Annotated in this window: 16 protein-coding genes; 11 read left to right on the top strand and 5 right to left on the bottom strand. The window is 60.7% G+C overall.

Annotation, left to right across the window (positions count from 1 at the left end):
* From NOM67_RS19505 to NOM67_RS19515, 3 genes are all read right to left on the bottom strand, one after another.
* Nucleotides 1-1,531: retention module-containing protein (locus tag NOM67_RS19505; protein ID WP_255939462.1), on the bottom strand; the 1,531-nt coding region annotated here is incomplete at its 3' end.
* A 232-nt stretch (nucleotides 1,532-1,763) separates the two neighbouring features.
* On the bottom strand, nucleotides 1,764-3,425 hold the full coding sequence (locus tag NOM67_RS19510; RefSeq protein WP_043849840.1) for a putative transporter: 1,662 nt from the start codon (nucleotides 3,423-3,425) through the stop codon (nucleotides 1,764-1,766).
* Between the two features lie 117 nt (nucleotides 3,426-3,542).
* On the bottom strand, nucleotides 3,543-4,178 hold the full coding sequence (locus tag NOM67_RS19515; RefSeq protein WP_255939465.1) for a hemolysin III family protein: 636 nt from the start codon (nucleotides 4,176-4,178) through the stop codon (nucleotides 3,543-3,545).
* 174 nt (nucleotides 4,179-4,352) lie between these two features.
* Here NOM67_RS19515 and NOM67_RS19520 point away from each other — a divergent pair, with 174 nt between their 5' ends.
* The 3 genes from NOM67_RS19520 (at nucleotide 4,353) to NOM67_RS19530 (ending at nucleotide 6,839) form a co-directional block, all read left to right on the top strand.
* Nucleotides 4,353-5,876 carry an aminotransferase class V-fold PLP-dependent enzyme gene (locus NOM67_RS19520; protein ID WP_255939468.1) on the top strand — a complete coding sequence of 508 codons (1,524 nt, stop codon included), beginning with the start codon at nucleotides 4,353-4,355 and terminating at the stop codon, nucleotides 5,874-5,876.
* A gap of 90 nt (nucleotides 5,877-5,966) precedes the next feature.
* Nucleotides 5,967-6,518, top strand: a complete 552-nt coding sequence (locus NOM67_RS19525) for a septation protein A (RefSeq protein WP_041210614.1) — start codon at nucleotides 5,967-5,969, stop codon at nucleotides 6,516-6,518.
* Nucleotides 6,519-6,542: 24 nt separating this feature from the next.
* Nucleotides 6,543-6,839, top strand: coding sequence for a YciI family protein (locus tag NOM67_RS19530; RefSeq protein ID WP_033112808.1), 297 nt, complete (start codon nucleotides 6,543-6,545; stop codon nucleotides 6,837-6,839).
* Nucleotides 6,840-6,918: 79 nt separating this feature from the next.
* Here the strand turns inward: NOM67_RS19530 and cysQ are convergent, their stop codons facing one another.
* Together cysQ and NOM67_RS19540 are read right to left on the bottom strand one after the other, a co-directional pair.
* Entirely contained in the window at nucleotides 6,919-7,674 is a 756-nt protein-coding gene (cysQ, locus tag NOM67_RS19535) for a 3'(2'),5'-bisphosphate nucleotidase CysQ (protein ID WP_255939477.1), read from the bottom strand.
* A gap of 47 nt (nucleotides 7,675-7,721) precedes the next feature.
* Nucleotides 7,722-8,582 carry a DeoR family transcriptional regulator gene (locus tag NOM67_RS19540; RefSeq protein WP_104016662.1) on the bottom strand — a complete coding sequence of 287 codons (861 nt, stop codon included), beginning with the start codon at nucleotides 8,580-8,582 and terminating at the stop codon, nucleotides 7,722-7,724.
* A 274-nt stretch (nucleotides 8,583-8,856) separates the two neighbouring features.
* On the opposite strand from NOM67_RS19540, the gene kbaZ reads away from it, so the two are divergent.
* From kbaZ to NOM67_RS19580, 8 genes are read left to right on the top strand one after another with little or no spacing between them, the layout of a single operon-like run.
* Nucleotides 8,857-10,170, top strand: a complete 1,314-nt coding sequence (gene kbaZ / locus NOM67_RS19545; RefSeq protein WP_255939479.1) for a tagatose-bisphosphate aldolase subunit KbaZ — start codon at nucleotides 8,857-8,859, stop codon at nucleotides 10,168-10,170.
* 12 nt (nucleotides 10,171-10,182) lie between these two features.
* The gene (locus NOM67_RS19550; RefSeq protein WP_255939481.1) at nucleotides 10,183-11,352 is read left to right on the top strand and encodes an SIS domain-containing protein; all 1,170 of its coding nucleotides are present in this window, start codon (nucleotides 10,183-10,185) and stop codon (nucleotides 11,350-11,352) included.
* Nucleotides 11,352-11,825: a PTS N-acetylgalactosamine transporter subunit IIB gene (gene agaV / locus NOM67_RS19555; RefSeq protein ID WP_005335358.1), complete on the top strand. Its 474-nt coding sequence runs from the start codon at nucleotides 11,352-11,354 to the stop codon at nucleotides 11,823-11,825. The genes NOM67_RS19550 and agaV overlap by 1 nt, the downstream gene beginning before the upstream one ends.
* 15 nt (nucleotides 11,826-11,840) lie before the next feature.
* Nucleotides 11,841-12,614 (top strand): PTS N-acetylgalactosamine transporter subunit IIC, encoded by a 774-nt coding sequence (gene agaW, locus NOM67_RS19560; RefSeq protein ID WP_005354369.1) that lies wholly within the window; start codon nucleotides 11,841-11,843, stop codon nucleotides 12,612-12,614.
* On the top strand, nucleotides 12,604-13,482 hold the full coding sequence (gene agaE / locus NOM67_RS19565; RefSeq protein WP_005354370.1) for a PTS N-acetylgalactosamine transporter subunit IID: 879 nt from the start codon (nucleotides 12,604-12,606) through the stop codon (nucleotides 13,480-13,482). The genes agaW and agaE overlap by 11 nt, the downstream gene beginning before the upstream one ends.
* 48 nt (nucleotides 13,483-13,530) lie before the next feature.
* The gene (gene agaF, locus NOM67_RS19570; RefSeq protein WP_255939498.1) at nucleotides 13,531-13,971 is read left to right on the top strand and encodes a PTS galactosamine/N-acetylgalactosamine transporter subunit IIA; all 441 of its coding nucleotides are present in this window, start codon (nucleotides 13,531-13,533) and stop codon (nucleotides 13,969-13,971) included.
* Complete coding sequence (gene nagA, locus NOM67_RS19575) at nucleotides 13,972-15,171, top strand: N-acetylglucosamine-6-phosphate deacetylase (RefSeq protein ID WP_255939501.1); 1,200 nt, start codon at nucleotides 13,972-13,974, stop codon at nucleotides 15,169-15,171.
* On the top strand, nucleotides 15,162-16,016 hold the full coding sequence (locus tag NOM67_RS19580; RefSeq protein ID WP_043849849.1) for a tagatose bisphosphate family class II aldolase: 855 nt from the start codon (nucleotides 15,162-15,164) through the stop codon (nucleotides 16,014-16,016). Before nagA ends, NOM67_RS19580 begins: the two co-directional genes overlap by 10 nt.
* Nucleotides 16,017-16,030: the final 14 nt, after the last annotated feature.

Below are 16,030 nucleotides of genomic sequence, written 5' to 3' on the forward strand. Positions count from 1 at the left end.
GCTCGCTGAAGGTGAAGGTGACCTCGCTGGTCTCGCCCACGGTCAGCTTGTCGTCAACGATGTTGACCACCACGCTCGGTGCTTTGATATCGGCGCCGGCTGTGTCGCTGCCGCCGGTGCCCGCGTTGCCCGCCAGGTCGGTGTAGCTGCCCTCGTTCACGGTGACGCTGGCTGTGCCTTCAAAACCCGGGGTCGGCGTGAAGGTGCCGGTCCAGGTCTTGCCGCCGTCAGTGGTCTTGAGGTCGGTAACAGTGCCGCCCACCACGGTCAGGTCGCCCACTTCGAAGCCCTTGACCTGCTCGCTGAAGGTGAAGGTGACCTCGCTGGTCTCGCCCACGGTCAGCTTGTCGTCAACGATGTTGACCACCACGCTCGGGGCCGCCGTGTCGATGCTGTAGCTTTCGCTGTCGGACTTGGTGGTGCTGTTGCCCGCCGCATCGGTCACGGTGATCTCGGCCTTCACGCTCGTGCCATCGACCAGCTTGTCGGCGGTGGTGCTGGTGCTAAAGCCCAGTTGGCCATTGCCCAGCACGACAACCTGGGTTGTCAGCTTGCTGCCATCGCCCAGGGTCAGGGTCACGGTGTCACCCACTTTGGCGTCGCCGCTCACGGTGCCGCTCAGGGTCACGCTCGCCTTATCATCCGCTTCCGCTTTGTTGACGGTGTTGTCGCTACCCACCACGATCGGGTCGAGGTCGATGTCCAGCTCCGGTGCCACGGTGTCGACGCTGCCATTGTCGGTTGCCGTTCCGGTATTCCCCGCAGGATCGGTGACGCTGGCCGTGACGTTATAAGAGCCCTCAGCCAAAGGGGTGACTACATCAACAGTGAAAGTGCCGTTTGGATTGACTATCGCGGTAAGGGTTTGCTGATTACCATTCGCATCGGTAACCAGCAGGGTCACGATACTGCCAGCCGGAGCATCTGTGGTACCGGTCAGAGTGGGAGTGGTGTCATTGGTGTTATCAGGAGCCGATACGGTGATCACTGGCGGCACAAGGTCGATCAGCTGATTGTCGGTACCCGGCAAGGCATTGACGATGACGCCGGTATCGACTGGATTGGTCGTATCAAAACCCGCCTGGGAGATAGTGGCATCACCTATACGGTCGATGGTGACAAAGCCGCCGTTGCCGCTGGCGCCAGCAACACCGCCGACGCCACCACCGCCAGCAGCAGGTGCACCACCCGCAGCCGAGGCTTCAAAAGTCTTGGTCGGGTCAGCGCCGCCCAAAATGGCTTGTTGCAATGCATTGATATCACTCGGAGTGCCGGGTGCACCGTTTTGTGCCAGCTGGGGCGCATCTCCCTCTTCGGCCGACTCGCTCGGCTGACCGGCCGGCTGCACATTGAACGACTGGTTGCCGCCCATAAAGCTGCCACCATCCGGAGAGACAATCACAGCCCCTTTTGGCAGTACATCCCCTTCAACCAACAGCTTCCGGCTGCCGTCTGCGGCAAGCAGGTAAATCTTTCCTTTGAGTTGGGTTACGGTTACGCCCTGTTCCAAGGTAATGGCATTGGTAATCATGTTCTCTCCTGAATCCTGATTTGCATGCAAAAAGCCACAGCCTACTTTGCACACAGGCAGTGGAAATAACCAGTTAGAAAATTCGAAAGAATAGACTGATTTGGGGCTGAACTGTTCAGCCGGCCAGAAGGGTCGGAGCTAACGGAGGGATATAAAATAAAATCAATTTTATCAGTACATTACAGAAATATGGCAGGCGCATGACAAACCATGCACCTGCCATTTCAGAGAGTTATGCACCAGCCCAGAGGATGATAGCCAGCAGCTGTGGCGAGATGATCCGCAGGAACATCACCAGCGGGTAGACAGTGGCATAGGAGAGGGCGCTGGCACCGCTGGTCGGATGCATGGCGTTGGCAAAGGCCAGCGCGGGAGGATCGGTCATGGAGCCGGCCAGCAAACCACACAGGGTGAGGTAGTTCATCTTGCCATAGAGGCGAGCCAGCACCCCGACCACCAGCAACGGAATAAGGGTAATGGCGACGCCGTAGAGCATCCATGAGGGGCCATCGCCGTGGATCAGGGTATCGACGAAGCCGGCACCGGACTTGAAGCCGACCACCGCCAGAAACAGCACGATCCCGATCTCCCGCAGCGCCAGGTTGGCACTGGGCGGCATGAACCAGTAGAGCTTGCCGATGCTGCCGATCCGCGACAGGATCAGCGCCACTACCAGCGGCCCGCCCGCCAGGCCGAGCTTGAGCGCGGCCGGGAAGCCCGGCAGATAGAAGGGGATGGAGCCAAGCAGCACGCCAAGGCCGATCCCGATAAAGACCGGCAGCATCTGCACCTGCTGCAGTTTCTGCTGCACGTTGCCGACCACATTGGTCACCGCTTCGATGGCATCGAGGCGCCCCACCAGGTTGAGGATGTCACCAAACTGCAGGCTGGTCTGGCTGGTCGGCACCAGTTCGATACCGGCCCGATTGAGGCGGGAGATCACCACGTCATAACGCTGTTTGATGTCGAGATCGCGGATCTTCTTGCCCAACACCTGTTCATTGGTCACTACCACCCGTTCAACGCGCAGGTCGGTACCACGAGTCGAGAGCGAGGTCTCCACCTCCTCCCCGAGCACCAGCAGCACCTTGTGCAGCGCATGGCGCTCACCCACCAGGTGGAGCAGGTCGCCCAACTCGATGCGCGAATCAGGACGCGGCACCATCAACTCATCGCCGCGCTTGAGGCGCGAGCAGATGACATCGGCTTCGTCGAGACTCGGGATCTCGCTCAGCATCAGGCCATGCATATTGGGGTTGCGCACCGCGATGTTGATGGTCTGCAGACTCTCCTTGGTCTTGCCGGTCTGCAGCTCGAACTGGGCGGCTTCCTCCTCAACCTTGATGCGAAAGAAGACCCTGATCAGCCACATGGTGAGCAAAATGCCGCAGATACCGAACGGGTAGGCAACCGCATAGCCCATCCCCATCAGGCCGGTGGAGCCGGGAGCTGCGCCCAGTTCACCCAGGATCTGCTGGCCCGCACCGAGCGAAGGAGTATTGGTGACCGCACCGGAGAATACCCCGAGGATCACCGGCAGCGGTACATCGAACAGCTGGTGCAGGGCCGCAGCGACCACGCCGCCGAGCAGCACCAGCAGGGCCGCAAAGCCGTTGAGCTTGAGGCCGGAGCTGCGCAGAGAAGAGAAGAAGCCGGGACCAACCTGAATGCCGATGGTGTAGACAAACAGGATCAGACCGAACTCTTGAATGAAGTGCAGGGTTTGTTCATCCAGTGCGAGACCGGAGAGGCCGGCAAAGTGCCCGACTATGATACCGCCGAACAGCACCCCTCCTATCCCCAACCCGACGCCATAGACTCGCCAGTTCCCCAGCCAGAGCCCCAGCACTGCCACCAGCGACAACATGCTGATGGAAAGCGCGATATCACTCATTGTGTGCATCCTTTGCGAATTGAACTGTCCCTAGCTTGTCAGCAAACGATGCCGCCAACTGTGTGATAACGCACGAATTTATCCTTTGGTGCGGCAAAAATACCAATTAAGGGTTAATTAAACGACATAGCCGTAAATGGCCATAAAGTGACAAATGCTGCCCCCCAGCACAAACAGATGCCAGATGGCGTGGTTGTAGGGAATTCGCTTGGCCACGTAGAAGATCACCCCGAGGCTGTAGACCAGTCCGCCCGCCGCGAGCAGCAGCAGCCCTTCACCAGCCAGATGGATATAGAGCTGATAGATAACCACCAGCGACAGCCAGCCCAGCATCAGATAGGTAAACAGCGACAACTTCTTGAAGCGATTGATGAATATCAGCTTGAACACCACCCCGGCCAGCGCCAGCCCCCAGATCACCACCATCAGTCCGCGCGCCAGCGGCGTATCGAGCGCCACCAGCAGGAAGGGGGTATAAGTACCGGCGATCAGCAGATAGATGGCGCAGTGATCAAACACCTTGCACCAGCGTCGCGCCTTGCCCTCCACCATGCTGTGGTAGAGGGTCGAGGCGAGATAGAGCAGCACCAGACTACCACCATAGAGGCTGTAGCTCACCAGCGCTTGCGTGCCCTGCCCCCACCCCTTGATCAGCAGCAGCACCAACCCGGCAATACCCAGCAACAATCCCGCTCCGTGGCTCAGCCGGTTGGCCAGCTCTTCCCGGGGGGAGTAATCCATCACACCACTCATAACATTCACTCCGTTATCATTGGCGACACTCTACCCAGCGTCATTTCAGAGTACAAGTGTTCGCTTAAAAAATGGGGTGGCTGTCACCCGCCCCCCTTTGGTGTATGCTCTGCCGCCGATGCCCGACAGAAGCGGCATAGACACCTACCCCGGTGACCTGGTCTGGAGAACCTGATGAAGTTGACTGAGCTGTTTGCACAAGCGGATCCCGCCTTTGGCGAGGCGATGAGCACCTTGCTGGAGACCTTCCACCACTCCGACGACAGTCAGGCCCCCTACCAGCGCGACCTGTTCACCCATCAGCTCGACCAGTCCTGCATGCCCGCCAGCGGCTGCTCGACCGAGACCTATCTCGCCCGGCTGGCTACTCTGGTACCCGGCGCCTCTCACCTCACCTCGCCACGCTACATGGGTCATATGACGGCACCATTGCCGGCCTTCACTGCCGAGCTATCCCGTCTGGTGGTGATGCTCAACCAGAATCCGATGAAGATGGAGTCCTCACGCCTGCTCAGCTTTCTGGAGCGGGAGGTGCTGGCCAAGCTGCACCGCCTCATCTATGGCATGGACGATGCTTTCTACGGTGAACAAATGCATGCCAAGGATGCCGCCCTCGGCGTCATGACCAGCGGCGGCACCATCGCCAACGTCACCGCCCTCTGGCTGGCCCGCAACCGCGCCTGCGGCGACAACCTGTTTGCCCTCTACGAGCAGGGCTATCGCGGCGCCGTCATTCTCGGCTCCCGGCTGATGCACTACTCCTTCGACAAGGGGATGGATCTGCTGGGGCTGGGCGCCCGCAGCGTCTGGCGCCTCGAGACCGACGAGCAGAACCGGCTCAGTCTGGCTGCGCTGGAACAGGCGCTGATCCAGTGCAAAGAGCAAAAATTGAAAGTACTGGCGCTGGTCGGCGTGGCGGGCAGCACCGACTTTGGCTCCATCGATCCCCTGCCGGAGCTGGCCGCCATCGCCGAGCGCGAGCAGATCCACTTCCACGTGGATGCCGCCTGGGGTGGCCCGACCCTCTTCTCTCCCCGCTATCAAAACCTGCTGGCCGGGATCGAGCACGCCGATACCGTCACTCTGGATGGCCACAAACAGCTGCTGGTGCCGCTCGGTACCGGCATGCTGCTCTGCCGCCAACCGGATCTGATGATGGCGGTCAAGCGGGAGGCCCCCTACGCCATTCGTGCCACCTCGTTTGATCAGGGCCGCTTTACCTTGGAGGGCACCCGTCCGGCCAATGCCCTCTATCTGGATGCCGCCTTCCAGCTGTTCGGCCAGCAAGGCTATGCCGACCTTATCGAGGCCAACTACGACCGGGCCCGGCTGATGGCCGAGCTTATTACCAGCAATCCGGCCTTCGAGCTGATGTCTGCTCCGGTGATGAACCTGCTCTCCTATCGCTGCATCCCGCCCCATCTGCAGGGTAAGGTGCTGGATGAAGCGGCCAACGAGCAGGTCAACGCCTTCAACGTGGCGCTGCAAAAAGCCCAGCGCGCCGAGGGGCACAGCTTCGTCTCCCGTACCCAGCGCGCCGTGGTGCGCTACGGTGCCCAGCCGCTTACTCTGCTGCGCGCCGTGCTGCTCAACCCCCTGATTGAAGAGCGCCATATCCGCGACCTGCTGGCCGATCAGCAGCGACTGGGGCTCACCATTGCTCGCCAACTGTTTGGCGACAGCGCGGAACCGGCGTAAAAATGAGCGGTCTTATTCATTTGCCGTTGTCCACCGTGCGGGTAGACTGGGCAAAATTTGCAGGCCATCTTTGAGGACTAGGCGTCAGAAATGAAGCAATTTATTGAATTTATTCCACTTATCGTTTTCTTTGCGGTCTACAAGTTCTACGACATCTACATGGCCACTGGCGCCCTGGTGGTGGTCACCGGTCTGCAGCTCGCCTACAGCTGGATCCGCTATCGCAAAGTCGAGAAGATGCAGCTTTTTACCTTCCTGCTGGTCGGCTTCTTTGGCGGTCTCACCGTGTTCTTCCACGATGACACCTTCATCAAGTGGAAAGTGACCGTCATCAACGCCCTGTTTGCGCTGGGGCTGCTCATCAGCCGCTATGGCTTTGGCAAGAACCTGATCAAGCAGATGCTGGCCAAGGAGCTGCAGGCACCCGACGCCATCTGGGATCGGGTCAACCTCGGCTGGGCCGGTTTCTTTGCCGTCTGCGGCCTGCTCAATCTCTATGTGGCCTTCAACCTGCCGCAGGAGATGTGGGTCAACTTCAAGGTGTTCGGCCTGCTGGGGATGACGCTGGTCTTTACCCTGCTCAGCGGTGTCTACCTCTACCGCCACATTCCGGCTGATCAGAAAGAACAGCTGAAAAAATAACCCTCATCAGAAAAGGATTGTCTCATGTGGTATCTCATCTACTCCGAAGATGTTCAGGGCAGCCTGCCGCTGCGCAAGCAGGTTCGCCCCGCCCATCTGGCTCGCCTGCAAGCCCTGCAGGATGAGGGTCGGCTGCTGACAGCCGGCCCCAACCCGGCCATCGATGCCGAGGATCCGGCCGATGCCGGCTTTACCGGCAGCACCGTCATCGCCGAATTTGCCTCGCAAGCGGATGCCCAGGCCTGGGCCGATGCCGATCCCTATGTGGCAGCTGGCGTCTATGCCAAAGTGACCATCAAGCCGTTCAAGAAGGTCTTCTGACCCGAAGCGAATAGCGAAATAAAAAAGGCCGGACTGGAAGTTCACTCCAGTCCGGCCTTTTTGCATCCCGGTATCAGCCTCACGCCCTGGCGACAAACCATGGGTTGAGGATGTCGGTCTTGTTATAGCGCAGCGGTGAACCATCGAGTTGGGTGACGCTGCCCCCCGCCCCCTCCAGCACCGCCTGCGCAGCGCCGGTATCCCACTCGCAGGTGGGTGCGAGGCGCGGATAGAGCTCGGCGCCCCCCTCGGCGATGATGCAGAACTTGAGCGAACTGCCCATAGAGACCAGCTCGATTTCCCCAAAGGGAGCCAAGAAATCGAGGGTCTCCTGCGACAGGTGGTTGCGACTGCCTACCACCCGCCACGCTTCTCCTTCACGATGGGGCCGGGTCTGGATGGACTCGCGCTTGCCATCGACGATGCGCCAGGCGCCTACTCCTTTGCCGCCATACCAGAGCTTGTCCAGCACCGGCGCATAAACCAGCCCCCAGCGCGCCACCCCCTCTTCAATCAGTGCGATATTGACGGTGAACTCGCCGTTGCGGGAGACAAACTCCTTGGTGCCATCGAGGGGATCCACCAGCCAGTAACGGGACCAGCCGTGGCGCGCCGCCATCACCTCGGGCCCCGACTCCTCGGACAATACAGGGATGTCGGGAGTCAGCCGTGCCAACGCCTGCACGATCACCTCATGAGCCCCCTTGTCGGCCGCGGTCAGCGGACTCTCGTCGCTCTTGTACTCCACCGCGAAAGGCTGGCTGTAGATGGCCATGATGGCCGCCCCCGCCGCGCGGGCAACAGGTTCAAGTTCGGTGATATCGGGGTGGTACATAACAGGCTCGATCAGTGAGTGAGAAACCCAGTCTATCGCGTTTGTCATCAACCGCTTATAGCTGATTGCACTGGATTATATTGCCCCCGCTTCTCCTGTCCCGTGCTGCCATCGGCCGGTACCAGCAGCACTTCGATACCGGCATTGCGCAGACCGGAAAGGATATCGGCAGGCACGGCATCGTCGGTGATCAGGGTGTGAATTCGCAGGGTATCGATGATCTTGTGCAGGCTGCGCCGGCCAAACTTGCTGGAGTCGGTGACCACCACAATCCGCTCGGCCACCTGACACATGCAGCGGTTGAGGCGTGCCTCATCCTCATGATGGGTGCTGACGCCGCGCTCCAGATCGATGCCATCCACCCCGAGAAACAGCATGTCAAAGTGGTAGTTTTGCAGGGACTGCTCCGCTTGCGCACCGTAGAAAGAGAGCGACTTGCGGCGCAGATGTCCGCCCGTCATCAGCAGCTCCACCCCTTCTGCTTCGAGCAGTTCATTCGCCACATTCATGCCATTGGTCATCACCAGGATCTCCTGATGTCCCTTCAGATGACGCGCCACCTCCAGTGTTGTCGTCCCCGAATCGAGGATAAGACGACAGCCAGAGGGCACCAGAGTCGCCGCCAGCGCGCCGATCCGCTGCTTCACCGGAGTATTGAGCACACTCTTGTCGGCAATGGTGCGCTCCGGCACTGTCTGGCCCGGTTCACACAGCAGGGCGCCGCCGTAGGCGCGCACGGCCACCCCCTGCTTCTCCAGAAAGGCCAGATCGTTGCGGATAGTCACGGTAGAGACCTGATAGTGACTCGCCAGCTCGTTGACCTGAACGCTGCCATTGCTGCGCAGCTGCTGAATAATCCGCTCCCGCCGCTCGCTGGTTCCGAGCGCACCTTTTTCACTTGTTTGCATAGTTCTTCTGCCGGAATGCTGTAGTGAAAGATCGCTTTCACTTCGTTACGTTTGCATATTAACGCTCAGCGAAGGTGCCAAATCAAGCCTTCATTACGCTTTACCACCACTCTCATCATCTTTCCCCACCATTCGAAACCTTTCGATGCCTTTCTTTTTGTGATCCCTTTCAAGATCTGACGACTCTTTTGTTTCGTTTTCTTTTCCTCCCTACTACCGTAAAGAAAAGAAATCGAAAGAACCTTTCCATCCGCAGCAACCAAGGAACATCAAAATGAAATCCATGCTGGCACTGGTCGAAAGACATAAACAGGGAGAACAGACCGGGATCTACGCCGTCTGCTCCGCTCACCCGCTGGTGCTGGAGGCCGCGCTGCGGCTGGCCGCCGAAAGGGATGAGCTGCTGCTGGTCGAGGCCACCTCCAATCAGGTGGATCAGTTTGGCGGCTATACCGGCATGACCCCCGCCGACTTTCGCGATCGCCTCTACGAGCTGGCGGCACAGTGTCACTTTCCGGCGCAGCGCCTCATTCTGGGGGGCGACCATCTGGGCCCCAACCGCTGGCAGGGGGAACCGGCCGGGCAGGCCATGGCACATGCCGAAGATCTCATCGCCAGCTATGTCGCTGCCGGGTTCAAGAAGATCCACCTCGACTGCAGCATGTCCTGTCAGGGCGATCCCGTCCCCCTGACCGATGAGCTGGTCGCAGAGCGAGCCGCACGGCTGGCGCAGATCGCCGAGCAAACCTGTCTGGCCACTTTTGGCGAGAGCGATCTGGTCTATGTGATTGGCACCGAGGTGCCGGTGCCGGGCGGTGCCCATGAAGATCTTGCCGAGTTGGCGGTCACCACGCCGGAGGCGGCGCGCCATACCCTCGAGGCCCACCAACAGGCCTTCAGCAAGGCAGGGCTGGCCCATATCTGGCCGAGGGTGATCGGTCTGGTGGTGCAACCCGGCGTCGAGTTTGACCATACCCGCGTCATCGATTACCGGCCCGAAAAAGCGGCTCCCCTTAGCCGGATGATCGAAGCCTATCCCCACATGGTGTTCGAGGCCCACTCCACCGATTACCAGACTCCCGAGGCCTACCGCCAGCTGGTACGCGACCACTTTGCCATTCTCAAAGTCGGCCCCGCCCTCACCTTCGCCCTGCGCGAAGCGCTGTTTGCCCTTGCCGCCATCGAGGAGGAACTGGTGGTTGCCAAGGCCTGTTCAGGTCTGCGCAAGGTGATGGAAGAGACCATGCTGGAGCGCCCCGACTTCTGGCGCAGCCACTATCAGGGCAGTGCCAACGAGTGTCGACTGGCCCGTGGCTACAGCTATTCGGATCGCATTCGCTACTACTGGCCCGATAGCCGGGTCGATGAGTGCTACGCCAGATTGCTGGCCAATCTGGCGGCGGAGCCCATCCCCTTGCCACTGCTGAGCCAGCATCTGCCCCTGCAGTATCGCAAGGTGCGTCAGGGCTCGCTCTCGGCCAATCCCCATGACCTCATTCTCGATCAGGTGCAGGAGGTGCTGCGGCACTACGCCAGCGCCTGCACTGCGGCCTCTCGCCGCCATTCCCAGCTCGACCCTGTTGTATAAGGAGTTGCAGACATGATCCTTGGTTATTCAGAAGAGATGTTGCGCAGTGCCAATGGCCTGGCGACTGCCCGTGAAATTCGCCAGCAACCCGTCACCTGGCGCGAGACCCTCGCCATGGTCGAGGAGTGCCGTCCAGCATTGACCCGTTTTCTGACCCCCCTGCTCGCCCGGCAAGAGCTGCGCATCATCCTGACCGGGGCTGGCACCTCCGCCTTTGCCGGTCGGGCGCTCGCCCCCTATCTCTCGGCCCACCTGCATGCCCGGGTCGAGGCGATCGCCACCACGGATATCGTCACCGACCCGGCCGAGTATCTGGCCGAAGATTGCCCGACCCTGCTTATCTCCTTTGCCCGCTCCGGCAACAGCCCCGAGAGCGTGGCGGCGGTCGAACTGGCAAGCCAGCTGCTCAGCCACTGCCACCATCTGGTACTGACCTGTAACGGTGAAGGGGCGCTCTATCGCCGCTGTCAGCAAGATGCCCACTCTCTGGCCCTGCTGATGCCGCCCCAGACCAATGATCGCAGCTTCGCCATGACCAGCAGCCTGACCAGCATGATGCTGAGCTGCCTGTCTCTCTTCCTGCCAGAGCGGTTCAACCGCCAGCGCTGCGAGCAACTGGTCGCTACCAGTGACGCCATTCTGGAGCAGGTTGTGCAGCGCGTACCGGCCTGGAACGAGCCGTTGCCCGAGCGGGTCATCTATCTTGGCAGCGGCAGTCTGCAAGGGGTGGCGCAGGAGGCGGCACTCAAGCTGCTGGAGCTGACCGCCGGCCGTCTGGTCGCCATGTTTGACTCCCCCACCGGTTTTCGCCACGGCCCGAAATCGGTCGTCAACGAGCAGACGCTCATCCTGCTGCTCATCTCCAACGACCCTTACACCCGGCAATACGATCTGGATCTGCTGCGCGAGCTGCGAAGCGATGGCAAGGCCGCCCGGGTGGTCGCCATCGCCGACCAGCACCATCCCGCCATCGAGGAGGGGGAGTACATCTATTTGCCCGCCACCCTGCATGGCGACGATGCCCAGCTCGCCTTCTGCTACCTGCTCTATGCCCAGTACTACGCCTTCCATACCTCGCTGGGACTGGGGATCAGCCCGGACAATCCCTGCCCCACCGGTCAGGTCAACCGGGTCGTACAGGGGGTCAATATCTATCCGTTCCACCAAGAAGGAGTGCTGTGATGCCCAATATCGTATTAAGCCGGATCGATGAGCGTCTGATCCACGGTCAGGTCGGTGTCCAGTGGGTCGGCTTTGCCGGTGCCAATCTGGTGCTGGTCGCCAACGACGAGGTGGCAGAGGACCCCATCCAGCAGAACCTGATGGAGATGGTGCTGGCCGAAGGCATTGCGGTGCGGTTCTGGCCGCTCCAGAAGGTGATCGACAACATCCACAAGGCGGCAGATCGCCAGAAGATCCTGCTGGTTTGCAAAAACCCAACCGATTTCAACACCCTTGTTCAGGGAGGTGTCCCCATCTCCCGGATCAACGTCGGCAACATGCACTACGCCGACGGCAAGCGTCAAATCCACAAGACCGTATCCGTGGACGAACAGGACATCACCGCATTTCGCGCCCTGCGGGACGCCCGTGTCGAGTGCTATGTCCAGGGCGTGCCGACCGAACCGGCACAGGACATTTTCAATTTGCTCTGATTAAGGACAATTGTGATGGAAATCAGTTTGTTACAAGGTCTGCTGCTTGGCATCCTGGCGTTTTTCGCCGGACTCGACCTGTTCAACGGTCTGACCCACTTCCACCGTCCCGTGGTGCTGGGGCCGCTGGTTGGCCTCATCCTCGGCGACCTGCCTACCGGCATTCTGGTGGGCGGTACTCTGGAGCTGGTCTGGATGGGGTTGGCCCCGCTGGCGGGGGCGCAACCGCCCAACGTCATTATCGGCACCATAGTCGGCGCCACCTTCGCCATCACCACCGGGGTCAAGCCGGATGTGGCGGTCGGGGTTGCCGTTCCCTTCGCCGTTGCCGTACAGATGGGGATCACCTTCCTCTTCTCGGTGATGTCGGGGGTGATGTCCCGCTGCGATCGCATGGCCGAAGCGGCTGACGTGCGCGGTATCGAGCGGGTCAACTACCTGGCACTGCTGGCTCTGGGCACTTTCTACTTCCTCTGTGCCTTCCTGCCCACCTACTTCGGGGCCGAACATGCCAAGGCAGCCATCGACGTGCTGCCCGCCCGCCTCATCGATGGCCTCGGCGTTGCTGGCGGCATCATGCCCGCCATCGGTTTTGCCGTGCTGCTCAAGATCATGATGAAGAACGTCTATATCCCCTACTTCATCCTCGGTTTCGTCGCTGCCGCCTGGCTCCAGTTGCCGGTGCTGGCCATCGCCGCCGCCGCGCTGGCCATGGCCCTGATCGACTTCATGCGCACCACCACCCCGCAAGCTCGTCCTGTTCAGGAGGAAACCGAAGATGGCATCTAACAACACAGCTGCGCGGATCATCTCCAGCGCCGAACCGCACAATACCCGGCCACAATCCGACGACACCTATGAAGATCAGCAGCTTGGCGCCGAGCTGACCAAGCAGGATATCAACCGCTTTGCCTGGCGCTCCCTGCTGCTGCAGGCCTCCTTCAACTATGAACGGATGCAGGCCTCAGGCTGGCTCTATGGGTTGCTGCCGGCACTGCAGAAGATCCACACCAATCCGCGGGATCTCTCCCGGGCCATGAAAGGGCACATGGGCTTCTTCAACACCCACCCCTTCCTGGTCACCTTCGTGATGGGGATCGTGCTGGCGATGGAGCGCTCCAAGCAGAACGTCAACAGCATCCAGAGCACCAAAATTGCCGTCGGTGCACCGCTCGGCGGGATTGGCGATGCCATGTTCTGGCTCACCCTGCTCCCCATCTGCGGCGGCATAGGGGCAGATCTGGCGCTGCAAGGTTCCATCATGGGTGCCGTGGTCTTCTTCCTGCTGTTCAACGTGGTCCACTTCGGCCTGCGTTTTGGTCTGGCGCACTACGCCTACCGCATGGGGGTGGCGGCCATTCCGGTCATCAAGGCCAATACCCGCAAGGTGGGGCATGCTGCCTCCATCGTCGGTATGACGGTGATCGGCGCACTGGTCGCCACCTATGTGCGTCTTGGCACCACGCTGGAGATCACTGCCGGTGATGCGGTCGTCAAACTGCAGGCGGATGTGCTCGACAAGCTGATGCCCGCCTTCCTGCCGCTGCTCTACACCCTGGCGATGTACGCCCTGATCCGCAAAGGCTGGAGCCCGCTGCGCCTCATCGTCATCACGGTGGTACTCGGTATCGTCGGCAAGTTCGCCGGTTTCCTCTAATCCGGAGCCGGCAGCAAGCCGGCCCCCTTTGCCGTAAAGGAACTGACTATGTTGGGCATCATTATTTGTGGTCACGGCGGTTTCGCCAGCGGTCTGGAGCGCGCCATGCTGCAGATCCTCGGCGAACAGGAAGCGGTTATCGCCATCGACTTTCCCGAGAGCTCCACCACTGCCCTGCTGCAGGCGCAGTGCGAAGCGGCACTGACTGAGGTCGACAAGGGGGGTGGCGTGGTCTTCCTGACCGACCTGCTCGGTGGCACCCCGTTTCGGGTCGCCTCTACCCTCTCACTGCACCAGCCAGAGCGGGAGGTTATTACCGGTACCAACCTGCAACTGCTGCTGGAGATGGTGCTGGAGCGCGATGGCCTCAGCGCCCGTGAATTCCGCCGGCAGGCCCTTGATTGCGGCCACCGGGGGCTCACCTCGCTGGCAGATGAGATGGGTAAAGAACGTCAGGCAGATGCCGCTCTCGTCGAGGAGGGTATTTAAATGACCTCACGGATCCGTGCCCGTCGCCTTCTGACCGAACAGGGTTGGCTGGAACATCAGGAGCTGACCCATGAAGGGGGCATCATCACCGCCATCGCTCCCATCACGGATGGCGAGCCGGCGCGAGATGTCGAGCTGCTGGTGCCTGCGCTGATCGATGGTCATGTCCACGGCGGTGCCGGTGTCGATGTTATGGATAGCGATGGCAATGCCTTGGCTACCTTGTCGATGGCCAAGGCGGCAGAAGGGGTCGGTGCTTTTCTTGCCACCACGGTCACCGCCCCACTCCCCGAGATAGAGCAAGCCCTTGCTCGGATTGCCGATAGCGTTGTCCGCGGCATGCCGGGCGCCGAGCTGCTCGGCAGCTATCTGGAAGGGCCCTACTTCACGCCGGACAACAAGGGCGCCCACGATCAGGCGCTGTTTCGGGAGCTGGATATTGCCGAACTGAACCATCTGCATCAGCTGGCGCGTGGCAGCCTGAAGGTGGTCGCACTGGCACCGGAAAAGCCCAACGCCATCGCGGCCATTCACCATCTTGCCGCAAACGGCATACGGGTGATGCTGGGCCACTCGGCGGCGGATCACGACACCACCATGGCGGCGCTGGCAGCGGGCGCCTCCGGGCTGGTGCACTGCTTCAACGGCATGCGCGGCCTGCACCACCGTGAACCCGGCATGGTCGGTGCAGGTCTTGTCCATCCCGCAGCCTGGCTGGAGCTGATCGCCGATGGCCATCATCTCCACCCGAGCGTGCTCAAGCTCTGTCACTGCTGCGCCGGTGAGCGCCTGCTCTTGGTCACCGATGCGATGCGCGCCGCCGGTATGCCCGACGGTCACTATCTGCTTGGCAACTATCGGGTCGAGATGAAAAACGGCGTGGTACGCACCGGCACCGGCGGTCTGGCGGGCAGCACCCTCACCCTGCTTGGCGCCGTACGCAACATGGTGCAGCTGGCGAACGTACCGCTTGATGAAGCCATCGCAATGGCCTCACTGGCACCAGCAAAGATGCTCGGCATTGCCGATCGCCTCGGTTCACTGGCAGTTGGCAAACAGGCCAACCTGCTCGCCCTCACCACTGAACTCAATCAACAACACATCTGGGTAGCTGGCCGGGAGATAAACCCGACCCAGCTCTCCTCCCTTTTCTCAGGATCTCGCGTCAATCAGGACGCTCAGGAGTCACTATGTATCTGATCTCTTCCCATGAAATGCTCAAAGATGCCCAGCGCCGCGGCTATGCCGTACCGGCTTTCAACATCCACAACCTGGAAACAGTGCAGGTAGTGGCTCGCACCGCCGCTCGCATGCGCTCTCCGGTGATCCTGGCTGGTACCCCGGGTACCTATCGCCATGCAGGGGTCGAGTATCTGGTCTCCATCTGTCAGGCCGCCGCCCATGAGTACCGTATCCCGCTGGTGCTGCATCTGGATCACCACGAAGACGAGCAAGACATCCACTACAAGGTCGAAGCGGGTATTCGCTCCGCCATGATCGATGCCTCGCACTTTCCGTTTGAAGAGAACATCGAGAAGGTGCGCAGCGTGGTGACCTTCTGCCACCGCATGGGGGCCAGCGTCGAAGCAGAGCTGGGTCAGCTGGGCGGTCAGGAGGATGACCTCATCGTCGATGCCGCTCATGCCAAATTTACCGACCCGCTCAAGGCGGCCGAGTTTGTCCGCCGTACCGGTATCGACTCGCTGGCGGTGGCCATCGGTACCGCACACGGCCTCTACAAGGAGGAGCCCCGTCTGGACTTTGCACGCCTCGCCGCCATTCGCGAGCAGGTGGATATTCCGCTGGTGCTGCACGGCGCCTCCGGCGTACCGGAAGCCGATGTGCGTCGCTGCATCGAACTCGGGATCTGCAAGGTCAACGTTGCGACCGAACTGAAGATCGCCTTCGCCGATGCGATGAAAGCCTTCCTTGGCTCTCATCCGGATGCCAGCGACCCGCGCCAGTATCTGGTGCCCGCCATGGCCGCCATGGAGGAAGTAGTCGAAGCGAAAATCCGTATGTGCATGAGCAATAACAAGATTTGATAACAATAAAATTA

Origin of the sequence: Aeromonas sp. SG16 (assembly GCF_024436135.1) — a bacterium.
Taxonomy (GTDB): Bacteria; Pseudomonadota; Gammaproteobacteria; order Enterobacterales; family Aeromonadaceae; genus Aeromonas; species Aeromonas jandaei.